Origin of the sequence: Enterococcus thailandicus (assembly GCF_001886265.1) — a bacterium.
GTDB classification, from domain to species: domain Bacteria; phylum Bacillota; class Bacilli; order Lactobacillales; family Enterococcaceae; genus Enterococcus_B; species Enterococcus_B thailandicus.
Map to the genome: position 1 here is coordinate 43,645 of NZ_JXLE01000002.1, position 26,057 is coordinate 69,701.

The following is a 26,057-nucleotide window of genomic DNA, read 5'->3' on the forward strand; positions in this document are numbered from 1 at the left end:
TCTTGTGTTTTGTCTCGCGCTTCTTAAAAAAAATTAGAGGACGCAATCATTTTGTTTACTTTCTGCAACCATTTTAGACAAGAGTTCCTTCGCACTTTCTAAGTCATTTTGCATGGCAGTTATTTCCTGAATCTTTTCTTCTGTAAAAGTAATTCGTTCTTCCTTTGTCAAATTTTGTGCGTCACTGGTCAAGTTTTGCAAATCAGAAATAGTAAATCCAGTAGAAGCTAGCATGCTTAATCTTTTTAAATAGGGAACGACCTCCTCCGCATATACACGGTAATTATTATTATCTCGTGAAATATATCTTTTGGGAATCAACTGTTGTCGTTCATAAAAACGGAGTGTAGAAATAGGAATCTTTGTCAGCTCTGAAACAGTTTTTGTTTTCAAAAAAATTTCTCCTTTATGCTTGCTATAAACAAAGGTTCATAGTTTAAGATAAACACATCTTATTGATTGAACAATAGGATGTCAAGAAAAAAGGAGAGAAATCAGATGAAATTAGAACATTTAAATGACTTTAACAAAATTATCGCTGAACGAAAATCAATCCGAAAATATGATCCTGAAGTTAAAATCTCGAAGGTTGAAATGACAGAGATGCTAAAATTAGCTAGCACCGCACCGTCAGCTGCCAATATTCAACCATGGCGAGTGGTGGTCGTTGAGTCGGATGAAGCAAAAGCCACACTTGAACCCGTATTGATGGGAAATAAATTGCAAAATGAAACTTCATCAGCGATGCTATTGATTTTTGGCGATTTATTAGCTTATGAAAATGTAGAGCGAATTTATGATGAGGCTGTTGAGAAACAAATGATGCCTTTAGAAGTACGTGAACAACAAGTGAGTACTATTCGCGCAGGCTACTCTTCATTACCAACAGAAGTGCTTAGAGAAGTGGTCAAAACAGATGCAAGCTTATTCGCTATGCAGTTGATGTTAATCGCTCGTTCGTATGGTTATGACACAAATCCGATGACCGGTTTCTACCAAGATCAGCTTGCTGAAACTTTTTCATTAGATCCTGAAAGATATGTTCCAGTCATGATCCTTTCCATTGGTAAGGCAGTCGAGGAAGGTTATCGTTCAATTCGATTAACTGTTGATGAATTCAGCAGTTGGAAATAACAACATCTACTACAAAGTAAAACTCCCACCCAAATTTTATCGGGTGGGAGTTTTTTGCTTAAAAAATCCTTGTGACAGAGGTTATTAGCTTTAGTAAATAGAAATTTTTGTAAATTGCTTTTCAAATTTTGTGAGATTTCCACTTAATGTCATTGTCGAAGAAATTGCTTTGGGAACACCGTGAATAAGGCTGTGAAAGAAGTGTCTAGCTCCAATAAATAAGAATAAATTTCCAGAAGCTGCTTCTCAAATTTTTGTGAAATTTATTTTTATTTTGAAGAAGTTACCTCTTGAACCCATTTATCTGGAAAAAGGGATGCAAGACAAGTATTCTCACATCTCCTTTTACTTTAGAGTTAAAGAGTACTCGTCTCGTGTTTATAAATTTCATTAATCAGTAAGAAGTTGATGACTTACTTATTAATCGAAGTAGATGAACATGTTGTGGTTAATAATAAAGAAATAGCAAAATGTTTTCTTGACTTAGAGTGCACTCCAGATGATTGAATGGGATTATCTTAAAAAAGGAGTGAAGAATAGTGAATAGCAAACTATTAAACAACGGAAAAAAAATGCCACAATTAGGTTTTGGTGTCTATCAAATCCCACTAGCAGACACTGCTGAAGCGGTCTATCAAGCAATCAAAATCGGGTATCGTTTAATCGATACAGCTATTTCATATGGAAATGAGGTTCAAACTGGTCAAGGAATCCAACGTGCAATTGCTGAAGGGCTTGTTCAACGAGAAGAACTCTTTATCACAACAAAACTTTTTATTCAACAAATGGGAGAAGAAAAGGCAACCCAAGCTATCCAACAATCACTCATCAATATGAATCTGGACTATCTGGATTTGTACTTGATTCATCAACCTTATGGCGACATTTATGGTGCATGGCGTGCCTTGGCAACTGCACAAGAAAAAGGTTTGGTTAAATCAATTGGACTCTCCAACTTTGATTCGGCAAAGCTAATTGAATTTGTCAAAATGAATGAAGTAGCCCAACCACAAGTCAACCAAATTGAGGTTAATCCTTGGAACCAACAACAAGAAGCTGTCAGTTATCATAAAATGTGTGATGTTCAAATGGAAGCATGGGCACCTTTTGCGGAAGGACGGCATGAGCTGTTTACTAATGAAACGTTAGCCGGAATTGGTCGAAAGTATAACAAAACAGTTGGGCAGGTTGTTTTGCGCTGGTTGATGCAGCGAGGAATCATCGCCTTGGCAAAATCTGTGAATCCCGAACGAATGGCAGAAAATTTTGCTATTTTTGATTTTGAATTATCAGCGGAGGATTTTGCGTTGATTGCTCAATTAGATCAAAAAGAATCAGCATTTTTTGACCATCATGATCCAGAAAGAGTAAAATGGTTTATGGAAAGACTTTGATTTTTAATCAATGTAGCTGCAAAATGATCAATTGCCGGAGGGAAACAACATGAATATCAAAGAAGCAGCCAATCTAACAGGACTATCGAATGATACCATCCGTTATTATGAACGAATCGGAATCATTATGCCCGTACCAAGACAAGAAAACGGGCTACGTGATTTTTCAGAAAGAAGTATTAATCAGTTGAAATTCGCAAAAACGATGCGGAATGCAGGAATGGGTGTGGAAAGCTTACGCGAATATGTGGCGATGATTTATGAAAACGATGATTCAACGATCCCAGCTCGCAAAGCATTATTACTGGAGCAAGCTGAGCTGATGCAAGAAAAAATAACTAAAATGCAAGAAGCACATGATTATTTGCTATTTAAAGTCGGAAACTACGAAGGGCACATGCGCGAGTCTGAACAAAAGTTACAATAAATAACGAAAAAAAGCCCACTTTACTGCACCTTTTGATAGGGTAAAGTGGGCGAAACAATTCAAAATTATTTGTTGATTCGCGTTCGATTTGTCATACTGACATTTCCTAGATAGCGGTATAAGGGTAAGATATCCGTCTTTTTAGGAAATTCAAATTTATGTACGGCATGCACTTCGTTGTTTGAACGTTGATTAATATTTTTAAGATAAGTAATTGTAATCTCACTGTCATCTAATCCTGTTCCAGCAGTTTCCATATCGACTTCGACAATTGAATCAAGATGTATCGAGTGGAAGGCGGTTTTCTTACCAGTTGCTCCTTGCTTATCAACAAAAATCACTCGATGATTGGTAAAAATCAACGCATCCCTAACCAATTGATAGCCCATCGTAATTTCTTCATTATCAAAAAGATATGCTCCATATTCTTGAGTCAATTGTTCTGGCGTTTTTTCTGAGTAATTTCCTAAAGCTCCTTGTACAAGATTATTAAATAATGCCATATTGATACCTCCTAAGTTGTTGTTTTTTGTGTCTAAACACTTAGTATGATTGACTGTTTAACTAATCATACCTTATTTTATCGTACCACGTCGCGCATAATTATAGTATATATTTTTAGGGTATAAGTCTGATTTTTTTATTACTAGAAAGTGAACGAAATACTTAGTGGTGCTATAATAAACTTACGATAATTGAAATGAGGTCTGCAAAATGATGAATGAAACATTTTTAGAGGTAATGAGACATGAGGGAGCAGTAACAATAATTTCTTCGAGTGAAAATGCTCCGGGCTTTCATGCTGTGAACACTTGGAATAGCTATGTTCAAATCAGTGGCGATAAATTATATATTCCTGCAGCTGGGATGCACAGTGTTCAACAAGATATCAAAAAAAATAATCAAGTGATGTTAACCGTTGGAAGCAAAGAAGTCATTGGTACAGTAGGACCTGGTGCAGGATTCCATTTGCACGGAACCGCTGAGTTTATCACAGGGGGACCAATTTTTAATGAAATGAAGGAAAAGTTTCCGTTCTTAAGCCGTGTGCTACAAATAACTGTCACTGAAATTGATCAAAAAATTTAACAAAAAAAGGACCAGCTCTCAATGGGCGGTCCTTTTTTATCATACATTTAGCCAGTCATTCAAAACAGCATAGCTCTAAAACATTTGAGTAGCTTGTTCAGCAAATCTATTAGTTTTGGAAGCATTCAAAACTAATAGCTCTAAAACAGCAGCAAAGTCATAATCCAAAACACGACAGTTTTGGAAGCATTCAAAACAGCATAGCTCTAAAACGTTGTTGTAGTCTACTCTTGGATCGTATGGGTTTTGGAAGCATTCAAAACAGCATAGCTCTAAAACGTTGTTGTAGTCTACTCTTGGATCGTATGGGTTTTGGAAGCATTCAAAACAGCATAGCTCTAAAACGTTGTTGTAGTCTACTCTTGGATCGTATGGGTTTTGGAAGCATTCAAAACAGCATAGCTCTAAAACGTTGTTGTAGTCTACTCTTGGATCGTATGGGTTTTGGAAGCATTCAAAACAGCATAGCTCTAAAACGTTGTTGTAGTCTACTCTTGGATCGTATGGGTTTTGGAAGCATTCAAAACAGCATAGCTCTAAAACAATGACGGTTTCATCATTACATCTTAAGCAGTTTTGGAAGCATTCAAAACAGCATAGCTCTAAAACAAGCACCTGCAAAGTCACCCTCAAAAATCTGTTTTGGAAGCATTCAAAACAGCATAGCTCTAAAACCTCGGATAAATTTTTTGAGGCTCCGTAATCGCACTATTCGCCCATAGCAAGGCNGCACCTGCAAAGTCACCCTCAAAAATCTGTTTTGGAAGCATTCAAAACAGCATAGCTCTAAAACCTCGGATAAATTTTTTGAGGCTCCGTAATCGCACTATTCGCCCATAGCAAGGCTTCAGTTTGAATGCTTCTTTCTATTTATTTGGTAATATGTTGGCTATTTGAATGTCAACGAACAGTTTTCTTTAGTATAGCATAAACTGACTTTCTGTCATAACCAGTTTTTGGTTGCTGAATGAGTCTGAGCTACAGGGATATAATTGTTTAAAGAACTAACAAATCAATATCGTAATTAAATCCATTTTCGTCACTTAGTTTTTTATAAAATTCGCCACTTTTTTTGATTGTTCTTTTTTGAGTAGGTAGATCTAAGGAAACTAGTCCGTAACGATTTTTGTACGAATTGATCCATGACCAACAATCAATAAATGTCCATAAATGATATCCTTTGATGTTACAGCCGTCATCAATTGCTTTCCAAAGATAAACTAAGTGGTCTCGAATAAATTCAATCCGATACTCATCAATTACTTGTCCATCTTCATCCATAAATCGTTCTTCGTTTGCAACACCCATGCCATTTTCAGAGATAAATGCTTCAATATTTCCATAGTTATTCTTGATATCCATACATAAATCATAGATTCCTTTTTCATAAATTTCCCAACCACGATATTCGTTCATACGACGCCCGGGCATTACATGATTTTCAAAGAACCATTCAGGTAGGAAGGGGCTTTCGGGATTGATTGCTGTTAGACGAGCTTTTACTCTGCGAGGTTCATAATAGTTCAATCCTAAAATTTGGGCGGTATTCGCTTGAATCGTTGCTAAATCCTCCTGAGTAAAGTCGAGTGGTAACTGATCATATTCGGTTAAAAGTTCAACCAGTTTGGGCGGGAAGTTTCCTTTCACCATTGGATCTAAAAAGCTTCGTGTATAAAATAAATCTGCAATCTCCGCGGCTTTGACATCAGCGGAATTATTACTTCTTGGAAAAGTTGGGCTAAGATTTAAAATGACACCAATCTTGCTTGATAAATTATATGTTTTAAAGACTTCGATTGCTTTCGCATGAGCTAAGATCGTAAAAAATGCGGCTTGGCTTCCGCGTTTAAAGTCAACCAAATTGGGATAGTGGAAGTCTTCTAAATAAGAGCCTAAGATTGGGCCAAGTGGTTCGTTAAACGTAAACCAGTGAAAGACTAAATCGCCAAATTCTTCAAAACACGTTTTTGCAAAATGGACATAAGCCTCAACAACATCCCGTGACTCCCAACCACCTTGATCCTGTAACTTAGCAGGCATATCAAAATGATAAAGATTAGCAAAAACTTTTATTCCGTTTTTATTCATTTCAGTAAATAAATCACGATAGAAAGCAATCGCTTGTGGATTCACTTCTCCTACACCATCTTGCGGAAACATTCTTGCCCAAGAAATAGATACTCGAAAAGAATTATGCCCGGTTTGTTTCATCAATTGAATATCTTCTTTATAACGATGAATGTGATCGGTTGTGATTTCTGAGCTGATTCTTTGATAGAAGCGATTAGGTTGTTCTTTATACCAACGTTCCCACACCGTTTCAGCTTTTCCTGTTTCGCCACGACCTTCAGCTTGTTCAGCAGACCACGCAGATCCCCACCAAAAATTTTCTGGAAAGGATAATTTTTTGATTGTACTCATTGATAGACCTCCTTTAAATTCATACCAATCATAACACCGCTTTCAAATAAAATAAACATCTTTTTGTAAAAATATATACTTTTACGACAGGAGCTTATTTTTTTTAGTTAAAAACAGCTGAAAGTATGGTAAAGTATATGAGAAGCTATTGTTTTAAGTGAAAGGAGGATAAGTATGAAACAGATTCCCAAATATATGGAGATTTATTTAGATGTTAAGCGAAAAATCATGGATGATAAATATCAGGTTGGAACAAAATTGCCGACTGGTGACCAATTGGCGGAAGAATACGGAACAAGTAAATTAACTGTAAAAAAAGGAATTGATTTATTAGTATCCGAGGGCGTGTTGCGAACACGTAGCGGATTTGGGACAGAAGTCTTACGTAAACCAATTGATAATTCAAAAGTTTTCGGTCCAAACGAAGGTTTATTGAGCGCGATGGGAGAAGAACATGTTGACTCTGAAATCCATACTTTTTCGATTGAACTTCCTTCAAAAGAAGTGGCGGAGATGTTGGAAATCAGCGAAAAAGATTATATTTACAATATTATTCGAAGTCGATTTATAGACCATCAACCTTATTCGATTGAACAAACATTTATGCCATTGGCTGTTATACCTGGATTGGAACCTAAGCATTTGAAAAAATCAGTTTATGCTTATATCACAGACGAATTAAATTTGGAAATAAAATCCTCTCATTTATGGATTAAGGGAGATATCGCCAATGAGTTTGATGCAAAAATTTTAAATATCGAGCCCGGTGAATTTATGATTGAAGTAGATAAAGTCGTTTCTTTGTCCTCAGGAACGCCGTTTGAGTATTCGTTATCCAGACATATTTATAAGGACTTCATTTTTGAGGCAATCTTTGTTGAAAAATAAAAATCGGATATACAATCAAAATAAACAGCAAGTTAAGCTTAACTTCTTGCTGTTTATTTTTTATTTTTCGACAAAAGTATATATTTTTAAAAAAAGATATTTACTTTATTAAAAAGACGAGTTATTATCTAGGTGAAAGCAATCGCTTACAAATGAAGGGGGAGAGTTTTATGGGTAAAAATAAAAAAGAGATCATTCTTGAAAAGTTTGGGATGGTCGCAACAAAGTTAGGAAACCAGATTCACTTACGAACGTTGCGAGATGCATTTGCAACATTCATGCCTTTTATGATGCTGGCAGGATTTGTCACTTTGATTAACTATGTCATATTGGAGCCGACCGGTTTTCTAGGTCACTTTATTCGACCGGCTACTTTATCTACAATTCAAGAAATCGGAATTTCAATTAGCAATGGTACACTTAGCATTACTACATTGTTAGTCGTAGCAGCAGTTTCTTATCATATGTGCGTTAGCCGCAATTATCAAAATTCAATCGCTGCAGTGTTGGTTGCTATTTCTACTTTTATTGTCCTTACACCAATGGTTACGATGTTCACTCCAGAGAACAGTCAAAAAGCAATTGAAGTGAGTGGAGTGATTCCGATTGCTTACACTGGAGCTTCAGGCATGTTTGTCGGTATTTTTGTTGGTCTCGCAGCAACAGAATTGTTTATTAAGTTATCTAAAAATGAAAAACTTCAGATCAATTTATCTGGAAATATTCCACCAGCTGTTTTGAAATCATTTAATGTCTTGATTCCGATTATGTTGACGATCACAGTATTTGCGATTGGTTCATTTGCTATCAATCAGTTGTTCCATATGGATGCCAACACATTGATTACTACGATCATTACAAAGCCTTTAAGTAAAATCACTACTGGACTACCAGGATTCTTATTGTTAACATCTATTGCAAATCTATTTTTTGGTTTCGGAATTCATCAAGCTGTCATTTCAGGTTCATTATTAGATCCATTCTTGATTCAAAATATGCAAGAAAACATGGCTGCGTATGCAAATAAAGAAGAGATTCCTCATATCATCAATATGGCATTCAAAGATACTTTTGCTGTAATGGGCGGCTCTGGTAATACAATTGCTTTACTTATTGCGATTTTTATTTTTAGTCGTCGTAAGGACTACAAAGATTTTGCTAAGTTATCTGTTACACCAGCTATCTTCAATATTAGCGAGCCGATTATTTTTGGGTTACCAATCGTCTTTAACATTAGTTTGATTATTCCATTTGTTTTAGCACCAATTTTTTCGTTAACCGTCGCCTATTTTGCGACTGCAGTTGGATTGATCAATCACGTCGTTGTCCAAATTCCTTGGACGACACCACCAATCATTTCTGGTTTCTTAGCGACTGGAGGGGACTGGCGTGCTGCAGTTCTTCAAGTGATAATTATTGCAGCTAGCGTGTTCATCTACTTACCATTTTTACGTATTGATGAAAAAGTTACGTCTGATATGACAAAATAAAGTTCAGAAATCTTAAAAAAGCGAACAGTTCAATGGTTCGCTTTTTGATTTGCTTAAACAAAAAAATTTTTTTCACTTCTGACGAAAGAAAAAATATGTTATGCTAGTCGGGTAAGTAAAAAATAATAGAATCTACTCACAAAGGGGAGCCTTTCGAGGCTGAGAATGAGTTTACTCTAAACCCTCCGTACCTGTTTCGGTCATACGAACGTAGGAATTGTGACGAGTGGAAGTGTAGCTAACACTTCTCCTTTGTGAATTGTGGTGATTCTAAAGGAGGAGTTTTTTTATGCATTCAGAAACAAAAGTTTGGATTGAGGGGACAATTATCGCAGCATTAGCTATGGTGCTTTCATTGATTCCACTAGACATTGGAAGCAGTTTTACTTTGTCGATCGGGCAAATTCCAATAACTATTTATGCTTTACGTAGAGGTCTCAAGGCAGGGTTAGGTGCTGGCTTGATTTGGGGTCTATTACACTTTTTAATGGGGAAAGTTCAATTTTTAAGTATCCCACAAGTTTTAATTGAATACCCAATTGCATTTACCTTTGCTGGATTCGCTGGATTGTTTACTTTATCTTTGCATCGCGCAATGGTGAATGGAGAGACAACCAAAATTTATGGAATCCTAATTGTCTCATCGGTGGTTGGAACCTTTACTCGCTTTTTCTGGCATTTTGTGGCTGGCGGTATTTTTTGGGGAGATTACGCACCAGAAGGTATGAACCCTTGGCTTTTTTCATTTGTCATGAATGGCGCAAGTGGCCTTGCTACTGCAATCGCTGTAGCAATCGTTGTCGGTATATGTTATCGAGTTTCACCAAAATTATTTGATCCTTTGAAGTAAAAAGGAATTGAAAACAAAAAAACTCTTAAAAGACTCAGAATGAACAAGTCTTTTAAGAGTTTTTTTGTTATGCCAGTGATTTCTTTGCTAGTTGTGAAGGAGAGACGCCGTAATATTTTTTGAAGAGCTTACTAAAATGATACGCATCTTGATAACCAACAGCTTGAGAAATTTCTCGGATAGTTAGTTGCTCGTTTGCTAGTAGTTCCTTGGCATGTTTTAGCCGAACTTGGATAAGATAATTGATGGGGCTCATACCTGTAGACTCTTTAAAAACTTTTGATAAATACGTAGGACTAACATACAACGTATCAGCTAATTGCTCTAAAGTAATTTCTTGCGTGTGATGGTTTTCTAAATAGTAAATGGCATGATTGACTAAATACTGTTTTCGTTTGGCATTTTTTGAAAGGGCTAGAGTGACTGTATTATCTTGCACTTTTTCTAGGCTTCTTAAAATAAGTACTAACATTTCGATAATTAACGCTTTGACCATTAATTGAAACTCAGGTTGCTCTTCACTATATTCTTTAACTAGACGCCACGCTTTGTCGAGAAATTCCCATTGGTATTCCCCAAGATTAAGAATTGCTTTTTTAGTTGGTAAGTGATTTCTCTTTAGTCCGTCTAATGAAATATTCGTTAAACCAATATGAAGTTGATGTGAATAAGTTCCTGTTCTTTGTTCTTCACCGTGATGGGTGCCAGGGTTAAAAAGCATAATTTGACCAGCATTTAATTGAAATTCTTGTTCCTCGATGGTGTAGTTCGCTTGGCCTTCTAAAACAATACTGATTTCTAGAAAATCATGGGTGTGGATGTCACTTTTGTTTCCTTCCTCATTCCAAGGATCAAAAGCGTAAATAATTTCTGGGTTAAATATTTGGGCATTTGCATAACTCATAAATGAAAACCCTTTCTTGTGGATTTGATAATATTGTACATCAAAACAAGTAAGAATAACCATTTTCTTTCAAATTTATTAAAGATAAGCTAGTACTTGATTGAGAAAAGGCTTTCGTATAGGAGGGGAAATAAAATGAGCAATTATCAATGGATTTGGCAATATGTAAAGAAGTATGCAAATAAAGGATTTCTGGCAATTATTTTTTTAATAATCAATGCGCTTTTAATTGTAGTCAACCCATTAGTGGCTGGTGAGATTGTCGACAAAGTAATTGAAAAAGGTGAAGCTAATTTATTGATTCCTTTATTAGCATTAATGATTGGTATCACGATTTTTCGAACGATCATTCGATATACTTATCAAATTTTATTTGAACGTATTGGTCAGAACAGTTTGTTTGAATTACGACAAGAAATGTATCAAAAGTTACAAGAACTTGATTTTGATTTCTTTAATCACACTCGAGTTGGGGATATTATGGCTAGAATGACAGGGGATACAGACGCTATTCGTCATTTTGTTTCGTGGGTCGTTTATAACATCATTGAATGTATTTTATGGTTCAGTATTGCTGTCATCGTAATGGCGACAATTAATTGGCAATTGATGTTGGCGTTGGTTGCAATCACACCAATCATTTTCTTGCTTACCCAGAAGATGTCGAAACAAGCACGACCAATCTTTTTTGAGATTCGTGAAAGTTTTTCCCGTTTGAATTCGATGGTTGAGGAGAACATCGGGGGAAATCGAGTCGTCAAAGCTTTTGCTAGAGAAGACTTTGAAATTCAAAAATTCGTTGAGCACAACGAAGATTACAAAGTACAAAACATGAAATCAGCCGAGGTGTCTATGAAATACTTACCTTGGTTAGATGGACTAGCTGGAAGCTTGAACGTGATTACGTTAATTTTAGGCGGGTTATTTGTTATTCAAGGAAAGATGACCTTGGGTGATTTGATCGCATTCAATGGCTTTTTATGGATGCTGAATCAGCCGATGAGAATGAGCGGCTGGTTGATTAACGATGTTCAACGTTTTTCGGCAGCTTGTATCAAAATTCGTCAAATGTTAGGAACCAAACCACAAATTCCTGTATTGACTCATGATGAAGCAAAAAAAATCAAAGGGCATGTTGAATTTAGAGATGTTTCATTCCATTTTTCTGATGACCCAAATACATTAGTTTTGAAACACATCTCATTTAAGATTAGTCCAGGGCAAACGATTGGTATTTTAGGGGAAACAGGTTCTGGGAAAACAACGTTAGTTAACCTAGTTGGTCGTTTTTATGATCCAACTTCAGGTGAAGTCTTGATTGATGGAAAGAATGCAAAAGAGTACCCTGTTCGTCAATTACGTGAAAACATCTCGATGGTTATGCAAGATGTCTTTTTATTTTCTAACACGATTGAAGATAATATTGCTTTTGGTAATCCTTTAGCAAATGAAACGTACGTCCAACAAATGGCACAGATTGCTGATGCACATGAATTTATTTCACGGATGCCCGAAGGATACGAAACAATTGTAGGTGAGCGTGGTGTAGGACTTTCTGGCGGACAAAAACAACGCATTTCTTTAGCAAGAGCTTTAACGAAAGACCCATCAATTCTTATTTTGGACGATACGACTTCAGCTGTGGATATGGAAACAGAATTCAAGATCCAACGTGAGTTAACACAACTAACAACTGAAAAAACAACATTCATTATCGCTCATCGTATTTCTTCTGTTCGTGAAGCTGACTTGATTCTAATGATGGAAAAAGGACAAGTAATTGAGCAAGGAACACACAAAGAATTACTGGAACAAAGAGGGCGATACTATGAAGTTTACCAAAAACAATTAGGTATCCAAGAGAAGGAGGGGAACTAATGGCACGTAATAAATTTGATGTGGATGAAACACTGGAGCAAGAATTCAATTGGTCACATTACCGTCGCTTAGCCATTTATGTTAAACCCTATAAAAAAGCGATTTTCAAGGCTTTGTTCGTCATCATTCTTGCCAATACTGCCGGGATGTTGGGACCTTACTTTACCAAAATTGCCATTGATGATGTGATTCCAAAAGGAAATACCACATTATTGGTCCAAATAAGTGTGATCTTTTTAATTTCGCTAGTGGTCATTGGCTGGTGCATGCGTTATCGAATTTATGCAATTACCGAGATTGGTCAAGATATTTTAAAAGATATGCGTTATGCAATCTTTGAACATCTACAGCACTTACCATTTTCCTATTTTGACAATCGACCTCATGGGAAAATTTTGATTCGTGTCGTTAACTATATCAATACGTTAAGCGACCTGCTAAGTAATGGTCTGATTAACTTGATTTCAGACATTTTCAATGTGCTAATTACTCTAATATTTATGCTTTTTATTGATGTCAAATTAACCTTGTATAGTTTAATTTTACTGCCAGTTTTATTTGTGATTGTTATGGTCATCAAAACGAAACAACGTAAAGCATATCAAGTGTTGAGTAATAAGCAATCAAATTTAAATGCGTATATTCATGAAAGTATATCCGGTATAAAAATCACACAATCTTTTGCTCGTGAACAGGAAAACTACGAGATTTTCAATGAAGTCAGTGATGAGTATCGTTCCTCCTGGATGAAAGCTGTCAATGTTCAGTTCATGCTGTGGCCGGGAGTTCAAAATATTGCAGTAATGACAACTTGCTTGATTTATTTTGTAGGTATTCGTCAAATCGGGGTTAATGTTACAACAGGGACATTGATTGCGTTTATCGGTTATATCAACAATTTTTGGAATCCGGTAATCAATATTGGAAATTTTTATAACTCACTGATTACTGCAACAGCTTACTTGGAACGGATTTTTGAGACAATGGATGAAGTACCTGATATCCAAGATGAACCAAATGCACAGATTTTACCACCGATTAAAGGAAATGTTACATTCGATCACGTCACATTCCGTTATGAAGAAGGCAAGAATATCTTAAATGATGTTAACTTCCATATTAACGCAGGTGAGAGTATTGCGTTAGTTGGCCCGACAGGCGCGGGGAAAACAACTATTATTAATCTTTTGAGTCGCTTTTATGACGTTAATGAGGGAAGTGTCCAAGTGGATGGTCATGATGTTCGGTCAGTCACACTCGCTTCATTACGAACACAAATGGGCGTCATGCTACAAGATACGTTTGTTTTTTCTGGGACAATTATTGATAATATTCGTTACGGAAAGTTAGATGCAACAAAAGAAGAGATAATTGCAGCTGCTAAAATCGTTCGAGCTCATGATTTTATCAAAGAGCTAAAAGATGGCTACGATACCGTTGTCGAAGAAAGAGGTAGCACACTTTCTGCGGGACAACGCCAACTAATTTCTTTTGCCAGAGCGCTATTGGCAGATCCAAAAATTTTGATTTTGGACGAAGCCACTTCAAGTATTGATACTAAAACAGAAGAATTACTACAAGAAGGTCTGCAGCAGTTATTGAAAGGGCGCACTTCCTTTATTATTGCTCACCGATTATCGACAATTAAAAATAGTTCTCAAATTTTTTATGTCGCAGGTGGGAAAATTGCAGAAGCAGGGACACACGAAGAATTGATGGAGAAACAAGGTCTTTATCATCATTTGTATCAATCACAATATGATTTACTTCAAACAAATTGATAACGAAAAAACAGCAAGGAGCGTACGAGGCAGTTCGTATCTTCTTGCTGTTTTTCTTGTAAAATGAACGATAGCCCTCTCTGTTAAGAGAAGGCTATCTAACTAATCAATATTTATTATTCTAAAGTTGGTGGTGACTATTACTAACAATTAATTTTTCTCATTTAAACGATGTATTCCCTAACCTCTAATACATCCTTGTAACTCCAAGGTTACGCCAGTGTTGATTAAATTTCATCAAACAAATTAACAATTCGCGATAAAAATATTTTTCGTGTTAAGAACAATAATAGCAGGGAATATCCTTAATAGCAAGAAATCTAATTACAAATTAAAGAAAACTGAAGAAATAGCAGAACCAAAAAAGCACCTACTGTATTCATCCAGTAGGTGCTTTTAATGACTAGAACTGCAATCATTCATATGAGATATCTCTCCTATAGGGATTTTTTCAATTCTTGTACAGCTTGTTCAATCGTGACACCTGTAGCTACGTGGTTTGCATTGTCTTTATCAAAAACGATAAATAGATTCAAATCAGTATTTAAAGTAACACGATATTGTAAGTTTTTGTTATAGAATGTCATAATTCATTCTCCTTTCTTAAATCTTAACGAAAGGCAACTACTACGTTGATAACGAAATTCCACAATTAATATAACATAAAAGAGAAAAAACAGCTAGTAAAGAGTTTCTTAAGATTAATCCGTGAGTATTCTTTTTTCAATCTTTCTTGTGTCAAGGAACCAATAATCATGATAATCGCCAATTAAAGCAGAGAAAGGAATAGGTGTTTTTCCTTGCTCAATTAATTTTTCGATTAAATAATTTTTTAGAATCCAAGGTTCTTCGATTGTAGCTGGTTGTAGTAGCAAAATGGCTTCTATTTTCTCCGGAGAAATTCTTAATTCATCAGCAATTTCTTGAGTCGATGAACCTAGTAAAGCAAAGTTTTCTTGAAATTCATTTAGTGTATTTATTTGTTGCTGTTTTGTTAAAGACATCAGACCATCTCCTTGATTTAATAGTAGAAATAATAGTCCTAATAAATGAAAAATACAAGTAAAACCTGTGATTAAACGTGATTCACTATTGGAAAGCTTAACAATATGCAGTAAAGTAAAATTAGCAAGGAAACGAGGAAGACAAGAACAAAAAAATTAAGAGGTGAAAAATGAAATTAGTATTGGAAAACATAACGAAAAATTTTGATGAAAAAGTGATTTTTGATGATGCTAGCTTTACCTTTGAAAAGGGAAAAATCTACGGTTTGCTTGGACGAAATGGTTCTGGGAAAACAACCTTGTTCAATTGTATTTCAAAAAATCTATTACTTGATAATGGAACGATTGGCCTTGAAAAAAATGGCATTCTCAACACAGACTATGACAATACTGAAATCGGTTTTGTTTATACGATGCCACATTTACCAGCATTTATGACAGCATATGAGTTTGTGAAGTTTTTTATTGATATCAATCAAGATCGGATTGAAGAAATCAAACGGCCAGAAAATTATCTAGATTCAGTAGGGATCGAACGTCAAGACCAACACCGTTTGTTAAAAGATTTTTCTCACGGAATGCAAAACAAAGTACAGCTTTTGGTTTCACTTATGGTCCAACCACCTGTTTTATTATTAGATGAACCATTAACGTCTTTTGATGTTGTTGCCGCCCACGAGATGAAAGAGTTGATTTTAAAGATGAAAACGAACTCGGTTATTATTTTTTCGACTCATATTTTACAATTAGCACAAGATCTTTGTGACGAAATCGTGTTACTACACCACAAAAAATTGATTGGTATTGCATCAGATAAGATTCATGACCAAGATTTCGAAGAGGAAATCATTGATCTGTTGTCTGATAGAGAAGAACGGCCTACTTTTACAAAGGAAGAGGCGTAGTCTATGAATCGGATGTTTGATTATTTGCGCGACTATTGGCAATTAGAACAAGTTTCAGTCACTAAAAAGGTCAATGGACTTGTTTTTTATTCACGAAAAATACCTGTTATTGGAAAATTCATACCTACTCGTTTCTATCAAAGTTATGAATTGAAACAAATTTTAACCGTCATTGGTTTGATAATTGAAAATATCCGCAGTATTCTCGCCAAAGGTTTATGGTTGGCTCTTTACTATGGACTCGCGATACTATTGAGCGGAGCAGATTTATTTTCCGGTAAAGCATTTACTCACCACACTGGCAATCTTGGTTTATTTTTGTGGTTCATGGTAGTGGTTGTTTTGTTTAATTTTTATGATGGGTTCGTTATCTCAGGAGAGAAGAGAATTGTTGACTTTATTGAACATTTCCAACGTCCTAAGCAGAGGATCATCCGTGGATATAAACTAACTGACAGCTTTATACATGGCCTAAGATATCTTCCTGCTGCCATCATTTATGGTTTTGCTATCGGTGAACCGATTAAAGTAACTTGTTTTATTTTTTTAACGTATGTTGGTTCTCGCTGTTTTTATCTTTATTTAGGTAGAATTATTTTCACTTGGCACTTATCAAAGCGCCAACGGGTGATTTTTGGTAGTGTAGTGACTATTGTTGTTATTAGTAGCACGGTGATTCTTGTCTGGGTAAAATTAGCAGTAGCTGTGTTAACATTTTTCCTTTCTTGGGTTGGAATCACGCTATCCATCGTTTTTCTCATCTTCAGTTGGTATGCTTTACTCCACTTTAAAAGGGAACTGGACTATGTCTTTTATTGGAGTGAGATGACTACTTTGTCGAATGTTGCCAGTCAAGAACTTGCTTCTGGTAAAAGTTATCTTAGTGATGGATTAGCCATGCAGAAAAAATTAGTGATGAACCAGGAGGAACGATTCGCTCATTTAGATGGTAACCAATATCTGAATGCTTTATTATTTAGTCGGTATCGTAAAATACTGAACCGTGCTTTTCGATTACGTGTGTATACGATAGTTGCTGCATTAATTGTTGTTGTTATTCTTAGTTTCTTTGATGTTAGAGAAGCTTTGACTGAAAAAGAGATGACAAGAACCTTAAGTCTGCTATTTTTTATCATGTATGTCATGAGTTTTGGAAAGAAAGTCGTTCAAATGGTCTTTGTTAACTGTGATGTAGCGATGCTCTATTATCCATTTTATCGTGAAGCAGGAACAATCATTCATGGATTCAATTACCGTTTCAAGCAGACTTTTTTCTACAATGGTTTATTATCAATCGGAATTTTTAGTGTCTATCTTCTTTTATCGGTGCTTAATGGGTTCTTTTTATCTTGGACATTTTTTGGTGTTTTAGCCTTATTATTACTGGCATTATCTGCCTTATTTTCATTTCATGAATTATTTATCTATTACTTGATTCAACCATTCACTAGTGAGATGGAAGTGGTCAGTCCGCTGTATAAAATCATTGCCATACTTTTTTATTGGATAGCGTATGGGAATCTACAATTAAAAGTATCAGGATTCTTTTATGCAATCATCGTGTCGGTGGCTTGCTTACTCTATGTCGGGATTGGTTTCGTGATTATTTATAAAAAAGCACCTAAAACATTTAGAATCAAAGATTAATTCCAAAGAAAAATAAACTTATTAGCAAAAAGGTTGCTTTCAGCCAGTGCCCATGGTATAGTAAACAAGTAATTTATTTTGAAACGTAATTTGAGCTGTATGGCACATTATACAAAACTCCTTTTGCTTATCAACAATTAATTGCAACAAAAAGCGTACTTGATACGTAATTAGGAGGAACTATAATATGAATAACGGTACAGTAAAATGGTTTAACGCAGACAAAGGTTTTGGATTTATCACTGGTGAAGATGGAAATGACTTATTTGCACATTTCTCAGCTATCCAAGGTGAAGGTTTCAAAACTTTAGAAGAAGGTCAATCTGTGACTTTTGATATCGAAGAAGGTCAACGTGGACCTCAAGCAACTAACATTGTAAAAGCTTAATTATTACATTGACTGTTAACCGTCTCGTCTGAGGCGGTTTTTTTGTGTCTTTATTTGGGTCGAATATTTTTCTATATCTACTAAAAAAAGCAAGACATTACAGTGTATTATTTATGTAATATTTACATTTCTGAACGATCCATAATTAATTGTGCTTTTTTTATAATAACTTGCGTTTTTTTGATATAATAGATATGGCTCAAAATAGTTAGCTATAATCAAAAGAAATGTAAACAAAACGGTTGTAGTTAGGGAAATAGGGGGAGAATATTTTGGGAATACCTAGTTTCATCATTTTGGCTATGATCGTTGGACAGTTAGCAAGTATGTTATTTGTCCTAGGCTATTTCAACGATGAATTAACAAATAAAAAATATCTATTGTTTTGTGTTGGGATCATGATAGTCTATGTGCTAACGTATATGAAATTAGATGTGGTTTCAACCGGAATGTTATGGCTCTACATGTGTGGTATTCTATTGTACTTTCGACGTGGTTATTACTGGTCTTTCTTTTCGTCATCCTTGTCGATTTTATTGTATATCTTTGCTGATAATTTATTCGCTACTGGTTTGTACATGGCGGGACTTGATTATGATAATCAAGTAAATCAAGTTCTTCGTTTAGCAATTAACACACTTATCTACTTTTTGTTCGCTTGGATATTCAAAAAAATTATTATCAAAAAATATTTCGGTAATGACTTAATCTTGAAAGTTAGTACAACCATCGTCACATTGACATTTATGATGTACTTTGCTCTAATCGTAATTGATCGCTATCCCTCACTAAATGAATATTTTGGACACGCAAATGCATTTTTTATTGTTCTATACGGAATGTTATCTGCCTTGATTTGTTTTTCAATCATCTTCGTCAAACAGGCGGAATACGAAGCAAAAGAGCAAAGAAACCGAATGAATTATTTGATTGATTACAGTGAACAAATCGAGAAAAACTATTCAGAACTCAGAAAATTTAAACATGATTATAAAAACATTCTGATTTCTTTAGAAGATTACATCGAAAATGATGATGTAACTGGTCTGAAAAACTATTTTTACTCCAGTATCAAAGGAACTGGGACAATCTTTGATCAAGAAATCTTAAAAATGGCATCCGTTAGTCATTTAGAAATTAGAGAAATCAAAAGTATTATCATCAGTAAACTGTATAGTGCATATGAACAAGGAATTCGCGTTAATATCCATGTGCCAAAAACAATTGACAAAATTTCAGTTCCATCGCTGATTCTAGTTCGGATGCTGGGGATTATTTTAGATAATGCGATTGAAGAATCACAAAATGTTGACAATCCCGAAATCGAATTAACCGTAACCATTCATAATCAGGCGTGTTTGTTTATCATTAGTAATCGCTGTCGGGAGAAAATTCCTAAACTACATGTTTTAAAACAAGCGAATTTTTCAACTAAATCTCAGAATCGTGGAATTGGTTTAACAAACTTAGACGAATTGGTCCAAGCCCAACCAAATGTGTATTTAGAAACAAAAATTGACAACAATCAATTTATTCAAATCATTACGATTTTTGACAAATTGAATTAAGCGAATCAAAAGTGCGCACTTTTTCTTAAAAAAGGCGCACTTTTGATTGTTTAAGGTCTATATCACTTTTCTTATTATAATTTTTATAGAGTAGTAGCAAAACACGCTATTATTTTACTATTGAATTAGGGGTGGAGAAGACATGAAAAAATTTTCAAATGTTAAGATTCAAATGTTAAGCATGGTATCAGCTGTTGCGTTGGTTGCCTATGAACTAGTTTCTACAACTAGTATTTGTTTATTAGCTACTTACGAACCAAAAATGCCAGAAGCGTTAAAAAATGAAATGGAAAAATAATTACCTTTAAGAGCTTTTGCCAATAAGGTGAATGCTTTTAATCGTAGTTGTTTTATCGACATAGCATTGTCAGCCGACAGTGTTATGTCTTTTTTTATGAGCTTTTGATTGGTATTCGGTAAGCCTTTTTTTGTGATGGGTTGCCTTTTTCAGAATAGCGTTTACTATGAAGATAGACCTATTGAATTACTTGAGAAGTATTTCACAAAATAAAACAAAACTATGATACAATAATTTACCCAAGCGCTAAAAGTTTGGGCGTTTCGCTTAATAATAAAGCGGTAAAAATGAGAGATGAAGTGGGGCGATAGCTGTGTTGAAAATCTTTGTTTGTGATGATGAAACAGTTCATAGAAATCGAATTACCAAAATTGTAAAAAACTATCTAATGATGATGGATTATGATATAGAATTTGCCATGGAGACTCCTGATCCTAATGATGTTTTGAACTTTATTCGTAAGGAACGAACAGAAGGACTCTATTTTTTAGACATTGACCTCAATGCCGAAATGAATGGAATCATGTTAGGTGCAAAAATCCGCGAGTATGATCCGACTGCTAAAATTGTCTTTATAACTTCTTATAGTGATATGTCTTATTTAACTTTTGTTTACAAAGTAGAAGCTATGGATTACTTAGTAAAAGACGACTTTGAAGAATTACAGAAAAAAGTGATTAGCTGCATTGACACTGCGATGCAACGTTATATGAACACAGAGCTTCCTAGTCGTGAACAGATTCGAATCAAAAGTGGTGTGCTGGACATTAAATTATTCGTAGACGAGATTTTATTTTTCGAATCGAGCCAAACACCGCATAAGCTGATTATTCATTTGGATAACAGAATGGTCGAATATACTGGAAAAATCAAGGATGTGGAGAAATTCAGTCAGTCGTTTTATCGCTGTCACCAATCTTATGTAGTGAATGTCAACAATATCAGTCGGATTGACAAAAAGGAACGCGTAATCACAATGGTCAATGACGAGGAGTGTCTAGTGTCTACTCGTCACTTGAAAAAACTAGTGGATCGTTTTAATCAAAAATAAACTTAACACTTTTGCTGAAATAACTAACACTTATGAGTTTGCTTTCTCTCACTTTCAACTCCTTATATAATCAAATTTAGGGGAGATGAAAATATGACAAATGAATATGTTTCACTAGAGGAGAAAATAGCAAAGAACTTAAGTCAAAAGCTTGGCTCAAATTTAAACCTTTCTGAACTTGAAACTGCAAAAATCGAGTATGGTCTTTCGACATTACTTGTTGAATTAATTAAACTTGTCTTTATTTATGCTGTTGCAGCATTCTTACAAATTGTTCCAGCTGTGATTGTTACCCACGTGACGTTTTTCGCCATTCGCCGAAATTCTTATGGCTATCACGCTAGCAAGAGTTGGTTATGTACAATCCAAAGTATTTTTTTATTAGTGATTGTGCCATTTGGTGCCATCTTTTTTGATATTACCATTGGTAGACTTGCTTTTTTAGGCGCTGCAGCACTTTTGACAGTGATTATCGGATTCAAAGGACCAGCAATCGATCCTAAGCGTTTAAAAGCAGGAGTTGAGAAAACACGAATGAAAGCAATCGTTGTCAGTATAGTAATTTTATTCATTGGCGTAGCGATTCCTAGTGATTTTTATCGAATGTGCATCCTGTTAGGAATGACAAGTGCAACAATTCTTTTATTCATCAAAGTTAAAGAGTAGTAAGTTAAAAAGTTACCTTTCACAATGGGAGGTAGCTTTTTTCTTTTCTAAAATTCTAGTTGTGTTTAACTTTAAGACAAATAAATTGCAATTTAAATTCATTCCGGCTATTATTATCTCGAATTGGAGATATTTATTTTTAAGTAGATGGAGGTGGGAAAATGGAACAAACAACTCAGGCTTTAAATGTATTCATTGGCTTATTGCGCGTAAGTGGAAAACTGGAAGCTGTGGTGAAAAAAGACGTTAAAAATTATGGTTTGAATATCACCGAATTTTCTGTACTTGAGTTTCTTTACCATAAAGGCAAGCAAACACCTCAAACCATCCAAGAGAGAATTTTGATTGCTAGTAGCAGTACCACCTACGTGATTGATAAGCTGGTAGCAAAAGGTTTAGCCGAGCGCAAAACGAATCAGGCGGATCGTCGTGAAACGTATGTTGCGATTACCGATCCGGGTTGTCAACTAATGGCTGAAATTTTTCCGCAACACGCAGCAACAATTGGTCGATGTTTCGCTGATTTTGAATTAGATGAACTATTGCAACTAGAAAAACTATTAAAAAAAGTAAAAGATAACTGACAATAAATATAACTATGAAGAAACGAGGAAATTGAAATGAATATACAAGATAAACCCTTAGGAATTCACCACGTAACTGCCATGACAAGTGACATTAAGAAAAATTATCAGTTCTTTACAGATATTTTGGGTATGCGTCTGGTGAAAAAAACAGTAAACCAAGATGATATCCAAACATACCACACGTATTATGCTGATGATTATGGTACACCCGGAACAACCATGACATTTTTCGACTTCCCTAATAATCCAAAAGGTGAAAAGGGCACCAATTCAATTTCAAGAATTGGTTTTCGTGTTCCCACTGATGCAGCACTAGAATATTATCTGCGCCGTTTTGATGAATTTGCTGTGAAACATGAAGAAATTTCTGAACTTTTCGGTAAGAAGATTTTACGTTTTTGGGATGAAGATGAGCAAGCTTACCAATTGATTTCCGATGAAACGAACGTAGGTGTTCGTCCAGGTACACCTTGGAAAAATGGACCAGTTCCAACTGAGTTTGCTATTTACGGTTTAGGTCCTGTGGAAATCACAATTTCTTACTTTGATGATTTTCGTGCACTTTTCGAAAATGTTTTAACCTTTAAAGAAATCGCTGTTGACGGTAACCGTCATTTGTTGGAAATCGGTGAAGGTGGAAATGGGGCACAAGTTATTTTAGTAGAAGATACAACTAGTCCTCAGGGGCAACAGGGCTTTGGTGAAGTTCATCATGTTGCATTCCGTTTAGCTGATCGTAGTTCTTTAGAAGTTTGGCAAAAGATTTTTGACGATCTTGGATTACCAAATTCAGGTTATGTCAACCGCTACTATTTTGAATCACTTTATGTTCGATTGGGACATATTTTAGTTGAATTTGCAACGGACGAACCAGGATTTATGGAGGACGAACCTTACGAAACGTTAGGCGAAATCTTATCATTACCACCATTTTTAGAAAATCAACGTGCATCAATCGAAAGCGCGATTAAACCTTTTGATACAAAACGTTAACAAAGGAGAATAGTATGCGTCCATTAAATAAAATTCATCATTTTTCTGCAACCGTTGCTGATTTAGATCAAACACTTCATTTTTATCGTGACATTTTAGGGTTACGCTTAGTGAAACAAACTGTTAATTTTGATGATCCAGATAGTTATCATCTTTATTTTGGGAATCATGATGCAGAGGTCGGTACCATCATCACTTTCTTTTCTTGGAAATATGAAACGAAAGGCAGAGTTGGAAGTGGGCAAGTTGGAACGATGGCTTTTCAAATACCGTTAGGAAGTACGCGTTATTGGCTTAGTCGTTTAGAAGAATTTTCAATTACTACGCAACAAACGGATTTATTTGGAAAACCAACAATTGAATTCGCTGATCCAGATGGATTGACGATTGCTTTAGTTGAAAATCAGAAAACTTCGGAGACCCCGGCGATTCTTAGTTTATTTGGCGGCGTATTACTTTCTGCAGATCCCCAAGCAACGGTTCAGCTATTAACGGAAGGATTGGGTATGACTTTGGTACGTAACTCAGCTTTCGGCTACCATCTTTTTTTCGGTGAGGAAGAGGAGCAACAATTGATTGTTCCTAAAGAAACTTTAACTCCTGGTAGATTCGGGCCAGGAACAGTTCACCATGTCGCATTCTTGGTTGAAGATGATTCGTTACCAGATTGGAAAGCGAGATTACAAGAAGACAAATACGTTGTGACAAAAATCAAAAATCGTAAATATTTCCAATCCATCTATTTGCAAGAACATGGGAATGTTTGGTTGGAATTAGCAACGGGGACGCCTGGATTTACTGTTGACGAACCTTTAGAAACACTTGGTGAGGAATTTATGTTACCAGATAAATTTTTACCACAAAAGTCAGCAATTTTAAAAAGACTTCCCAAATTGAATACGTTATAGAAGGAGAAAAAAATGATCCAAAAATCACCTTCAGATTTAACTGAAAGAGAAAATTATAAATTATTGATTGGCTCAATCGTTCCCAGACCAGTAGCGTTAGTAACTACTCGTTCTGAAAATGGAATTGTGAATATTGCGCCGTTCAGCTATTTTTCGATTGTTAGCTCGAACCCGCCAATCATTTCGCTAGCAATTCAACGTAAAATGCACGAATTGAAAGATACAGCTGCCAATCTTTTAACCACAAAAGAAGCTGTTATCCATATTTTAGATGAAGATAACGTTGCTGATGGAAACCAAACTGCGGCAACATTGCCAAGAGAAGAGAGCGAATTAACACGAACGACTTTTTCGACGGAGGACGCTCAGATAGTTAAAGTACCTGTTCTCAGAGAATCGAAAATTCGTTTTGAAACAGAACTCTACCAACACATTGAAATCAAAGAAAATGAGCAAATTACTGCGGACTTGCTTTTATTAAAAATCAAGCACTATCAAGTGGATGAATCCATCTATGATGACGGGCGCATCTTAATTGAGAAATTAAAGCCTGTCAGCCGTTTAGCTGGCAATAATTATGCTAAAATAGGAGAGATCTTTACCTTGGTTCGCCCTGATTAATGTCGAGTGAGAAAAGAGAAGAATCAATTATACAGATTAGAGGGGTTTATGATGTTAAAAATTACTTACAAAACTGCGGCAGATGCCAATGAAATGACGAAAGAATATGCTGAACCAGCAGCTTTCCTGCATGATCAATATTTAGAGGTCCCACCTTTACAAGATTACTATCATGTTGTGGAAGCAACTCTGGATGGTCAAGCAATCGAGCTAAAGGATCAAACGATTGGTGGATTATTTAATCAATTGAATCAAAAATAAAAAAGCAAAGAGGCTGGGATATTTCATCCTAGCCTCTTTTTTACTGTGTTCCTAAAATGGTCTCTTCACCAATAAGCGAAAGTTGTTCAAAACTTAGAAAGCAATTCCTGGTAATTTCTATTTCTTGAAGTTAAATGCTTCTTTCACAGTCTAGTCACAGTCTAGCTTTTTTAATTTTATAACTCACTAAAATCATGGTTGATTGCCTCTAAAAATTGAAATTCCTTATCTGAATAAGAAAAGACAAGAATACAACAATTTGAAAATTGGACTTTTTTTACTTCAGGGAAAGACAGCCATTTTTGAAGAAACAGATACAAAGAGCCGCCGTGGCTAACGGCTAACACTTCTTGATGGTCAGGTCTTTCCATAATTTCTGTCAATGTATTGACCATTCTCTCCTGTAACTCTTGACTACTTTCTCCACCAAAAGGTACAAAAAAATCACCATATGAAGTTTCTCCCGGTGCATGAGGAGGGTTGAGCGACTCGCTTTCACCTTCAAAGACACCAAAATTCCATTCTTTTAACCCTTTTACTCGCTGATAAGGAAGCGTAGTGACTTGTTCCAACGTATCACAGGCTCTTTCTGAAGTAGAAGCATAAGCGTGATCTAGGGTGATTTGATTGGCAGAAAAATAATTACCAGCTATTTTTGCTTGCGCAATACCTTTTTCTGTTAGTGGTGAATCGCTCCAACCTTGAATTCTTTTTAGTTGGTTGAATAACGTTTCTCCGTGTCGCATAAGGTATAATTTTTTTGTCATTTTCATTCCTTCTTTACGTAAGATTTTGCTATTTGTAGCGTTTACTTTTAGTCTCTAAATAAATCATACAGGCTTGAGTGCACTCTAAGTCAAGCGTTTATTTGAAAATTTCTGACCTTTGCCCCATTTTCCGTTAT

28 protein-coding genes, 1 CRISPR repeat array and 1 riboswitch are annotated in these 26,057 nt (G+C 35.5%); of the genes, 21 read left to right on the forward strand and 7 right to left on the reverse strand.

Translation table 11 applies throughout. The features are described from left to right. Positions 1 to 33: 33 nt before the first annotated feature. Positions 34 to 393 carry a MerR family transcriptional regulator gene (locus tag RV17_RS01740; RefSeq protein WP_071868333.1) on the reverse strand — a complete coding sequence of 120 codons (360 nt, stop codon included), beginning with the start codon at positions 391 to 393 and terminating at the stop codon, positions 34 to 36. A 105-nt stretch (positions 394 to 498) separates the two neighbouring features. On the opposite strand from RV17_RS01740, the gene RV17_RS01745 reads away from it, so the two are divergent. The 3 genes from RV17_RS01745 (at position 499) to RV17_RS01755 (ending at position 2,955) form a co-directional block, all read left to right on the forward strand. Then, positions 499 to 1,134: a nitroreductase family protein gene (locus tag RV17_RS01745; RefSeq protein ID WP_071868334.1), complete on the forward strand. Its 636-nt coding sequence runs from the start codon at positions 499 to 501 to the stop codon at positions 1,132 to 1,134. Between the two features lie 539 nt (positions 1,135 to 1,673). Beyond that, positions 1,674 to 2,528: an aldo/keto reductase gene (locus tag RV17_RS01750; RefSeq protein WP_071868335.1), complete on the forward strand. Its 855-nt coding sequence runs from the start codon at positions 1,674 to 1,676 to the stop codon at positions 2,526 to 2,528. Positions 2,529 to 2,577: 49 nt separating this feature from the next. Further along, positions 2,578 to 2,955, forward strand: coding sequence for a MerR family transcriptional regulator (locus RV17_RS01755; RefSeq protein WP_071868336.1), 378 nt, complete (start codon positions 2,578 to 2,580; stop codon positions 2,953 to 2,955). 65 nt (positions 2,956 to 3,020) lie between these two features. On the opposite strand, the gene RV17_RS01760 is transcribed toward RV17_RS01755, so the two are convergent. Beyond that, positions 3,021 to 3,458, reverse strand: a complete 438-nt coding sequence (locus RV17_RS01760; RefSeq protein WP_067481922.1) for a PH domain-containing protein — start codon at positions 3,456 to 3,458, stop codon at positions 3,021 to 3,023. 214 nt (positions 3,459 to 3,672) lie between these two features. Here RV17_RS01760 and RV17_RS01765 point away from each other — a divergent pair, with 214 nt between their 5' ends. Beyond that, entirely contained in the window at positions 3,673 to 4,044 is a 372-nt protein-coding gene (locus tag RV17_RS01765; RefSeq protein ID WP_071868429.1) for a pyridoxamine 5'-phosphate oxidase family protein, read from the forward strand. 177 nt (positions 4,045 to 4,221) lie between these two features. Beyond that, positions 4,222 to 4,719: direct repeats of the CRISPR family, unit length 36 nt; unit sequence GTTTTGGAAGCATTCAAAACAGCATAGCTCTAAAAC. Between the two features lie 321 nt (positions 4,720 to 5,040). On the opposite strand, the gene RV17_RS01770 is transcribed toward RV17_RS01765, so the two are convergent. Further along, positions 5,041 to 6,465 carry a glycoside hydrolase family 1 protein gene (locus RV17_RS01770; protein WP_071868337.1) on the reverse strand — a complete coding sequence of 475 codons (1,425 nt, stop codon included), beginning with the start codon at positions 6,463 to 6,465 and terminating at the stop codon, positions 5,041 to 5,043. Positions 6,466 to 6,639: 174 nt separating this feature from the next. Here RV17_RS01770 and RV17_RS01775 point away from each other — a divergent pair, with 174 nt between their 5' ends. The 3 genes from RV17_RS01775 (at position 6,640) to thiT (ending at position 9,693) form a co-directional block, all read left to right on the forward strand. Further along, positions 6,640 to 7,353 (forward strand): GntR family transcriptional regulator, encoded by a 714-nt coding sequence (locus RV17_RS01775; protein WP_067481926.1) that lies wholly within the window; start codon positions 6,640 to 6,642, stop codon positions 7,351 to 7,353. Between the two features lie 170 nt (positions 7,354 to 7,523). Further along, a complete protein-coding gene (locus RV17_RS01780; protein ID WP_071868338.1) occupies positions 7,524 to 8,843 on the forward strand; it encodes a PTS sugar transporter subunit IIC in 1,320 nt (439 codons plus the stop codon). Positions 8,844 to 8,975: 132 nt separating this feature from the next. Beyond that, positions 8,976 to 9,077, forward strand: a riboswitch (TPP riboswitch). 55 nt (positions 9,078 to 9,132) lie between these two features. Further along, a complete protein-coding gene (gene thiT / locus RV17_RS01785) occupies positions 9,133 to 9,693 on the forward strand; it encodes an energy-coupled thiamine transporter ThiT (protein ID WP_071868339.1) in 561 nt (186 codons plus the stop codon). Between the two features lie 67 nt (positions 9,694 to 9,760). Here the strand turns inward: thiT and RV17_RS01790 are convergent, their stop codons facing one another. After that, positions 9,761 to 10,597 (reverse strand): AraC family transcriptional regulator, encoded by an 837-nt coding sequence (locus RV17_RS01790; RefSeq protein WP_071868340.1) that lies wholly within the window; start codon positions 10,595 to 10,597, stop codon positions 9,761 to 9,763. Positions 10,598 to 10,732: 135 nt separating this feature from the next. Here RV17_RS01790 and RV17_RS01795 point away from each other — a divergent pair, with 135 nt between their 5' ends. Together RV17_RS01795 and RV17_RS01800 are read left to right on the forward strand one after the other, a co-directional pair. Beyond that, on the forward strand, positions 10,733 to 12,475 hold the full coding sequence (locus RV17_RS01795; protein WP_071868341.1) for an ABC transporter ATP-binding protein: 1,743 nt from the start codon (positions 10,733 to 10,735) through the stop codon (positions 12,473 to 12,475). Continuing rightward, positions 12,475 to 14,256: an ABC transporter ATP-binding protein gene (locus tag RV17_RS01800; RefSeq protein ID WP_071868342.1), complete on the forward strand. Its 1,782-nt coding sequence runs from the start codon at positions 12,475 to 12,477 to the stop codon at positions 14,254 to 14,256. The genes RV17_RS01795 and RV17_RS01800 overlap by 1 nt, the downstream gene beginning before the upstream one ends. A gap of 437 nt (positions 14,257 to 14,693) precedes the next feature. Here the strand turns inward: RV17_RS01800 and RV17_RS13370 are convergent, their stop codons facing one another. After that, positions 14,694 to 14,843 (reverse strand): hypothetical protein, encoded by a 150-nt coding sequence (locus RV17_RS13370; protein ID WP_169819312.1) that lies wholly within the window; start codon positions 14,841 to 14,843, stop codon positions 14,694 to 14,696. 114 nt (positions 14,844 to 14,957) lie between these two features. Continuing rightward, complete coding sequence (locus tag RV17_RS01805) at positions 14,958 to 15,260, reverse strand: DUF2316 family protein (protein ID WP_071868343.1); 303 nt, start codon at positions 15,258 to 15,260, stop codon at positions 14,958 to 14,960. A 170-nt stretch (positions 15,261 to 15,430) separates the two neighbouring features. Here RV17_RS01805 and RV17_RS01810 point away from each other — a divergent pair, with 170 nt between their 5' ends. The 12 genes from RV17_RS01810 to RV17_RS01865 all read left to right on the forward strand — a co-directional run bounded on the left by RV17_RS01810 (position 15,431) and on the right by RV17_RS01865 (position 25,153). Continuing rightward, a complete protein-coding gene (locus tag RV17_RS01810; protein ID WP_067481941.1) occupies positions 15,431 to 16,165 on the forward strand; it encodes an ABC transporter ATP-binding protein in 735 nt (244 codons plus the stop codon). A gap of 3 nt (positions 16,166 to 16,168) precedes the next feature. Continuing rightward, positions 16,169 to 17,812, forward strand: coding sequence for a hypothetical protein (locus RV17_RS01815; RefSeq protein WP_071868344.1), 1,644 nt, complete (start codon positions 16,169 to 16,171; stop codon positions 17,810 to 17,812). 187 nt (positions 17,813 to 17,999) lie between these two features. Beyond that, a complete protein-coding gene (locus tag RV17_RS01820; protein WP_067481945.1) occupies positions 18,000 to 18,200 on the forward strand; it encodes a cold-shock protein in 201 nt (66 codons plus the stop codon). A gap of 272 nt (positions 18,201 to 18,472) precedes the next feature. After that, positions 18,473 to 19,768, forward strand: coding sequence for a sensor histidine kinase (locus RV17_RS13205; RefSeq protein WP_140444158.1), 1,296 nt, complete (start codon positions 18,473 to 18,475; stop codon positions 19,766 to 19,768). A gap of 142 nt (positions 19,769 to 19,910) precedes the next feature. Continuing rightward, positions 19,911 to 20,066 carry an AgrD family cyclic lactone autoinducer peptide gene (locus tag RV17_RS01830; protein ID WP_082294043.1) on the forward strand — a complete coding sequence of 52 codons (156 nt, stop codon included), beginning with the start codon at positions 19,911 to 19,913 and terminating at the stop codon, positions 20,064 to 20,066. 313 nt (positions 20,067 to 20,379) lie between these two features. Continuing rightward, positions 20,380 to 21,117 carry a LytR/AlgR family response regulator transcription factor gene (locus RV17_RS01835; RefSeq protein WP_071868345.1) on the forward strand — a complete coding sequence of 246 codons (738 nt, stop codon included), beginning with the start codon at positions 20,380 to 20,382 and terminating at the stop codon, positions 21,115 to 21,117. A gap of 93 nt (positions 21,118 to 21,210) precedes the next feature. Beyond that, entirely contained in the window at positions 21,211 to 21,783 is a 573-nt protein-coding gene (locus RV17_RS01840) for an accessory gene regulator B family protein (RefSeq protein ID WP_071868346.1), read from the forward strand. A 161-nt stretch (positions 21,784 to 21,944) separates the two neighbouring features. Continuing rightward, on the forward strand, positions 21,945 to 22,367 hold the full coding sequence (locus RV17_RS01845; RefSeq protein WP_071868347.1) for a MarR family winged helix-turn-helix transcriptional regulator: 423 nt from the start codon (positions 21,945 to 21,947) through the stop codon (positions 22,365 to 22,367). 36 nt (positions 22,368 to 22,403) lie between these two features. Beyond that, positions 22,404 to 23,363: a ring-cleaving dioxygenase gene (locus tag RV17_RS01850; protein ID WP_067481953.1), complete on the forward strand. Its 960-nt coding sequence runs from the start codon at positions 22,404 to 22,406 to the stop codon at positions 23,361 to 23,363. A gap of 14 nt (positions 23,364 to 23,377) precedes the next feature. Then, entirely contained in the window at positions 23,378 to 24,271 is an 894-nt protein-coding gene (locus RV17_RS01855; protein ID WP_071868348.1) for a VOC family protein, read from the forward strand. 12 nt (positions 24,272 to 24,283) lie between these two features. Beyond that, a complete protein-coding gene (locus RV17_RS01860) occupies positions 24,284 to 24,892 on the forward strand; it encodes a flavin reductase family protein (RefSeq protein ID WP_071868349.1) in 609 nt (202 codons plus the stop codon). A 51-nt stretch (positions 24,893 to 24,943) separates the two neighbouring features. Further along, positions 24,944 to 25,153: a hypothetical protein gene (locus RV17_RS01865; protein ID WP_067481959.1), complete on the forward strand. Its 210-nt coding sequence runs from the start codon at positions 24,944 to 24,946 to the stop codon at positions 25,151 to 25,153. A gap of 176 nt (positions 25,154 to 25,329) precedes the next feature. On the opposite strand, the gene RV17_RS01870 is transcribed toward RV17_RS01865, so the two are convergent. After that, entirely contained in the window at positions 25,330 to 25,920 is a 591-nt protein-coding gene (locus tag RV17_RS01870; protein ID WP_067481961.1) for a histidine phosphatase family protein, read from the reverse strand. Between the last annotated feature and the right edge of the window lie 137 nt (positions 25,921 to 26,057).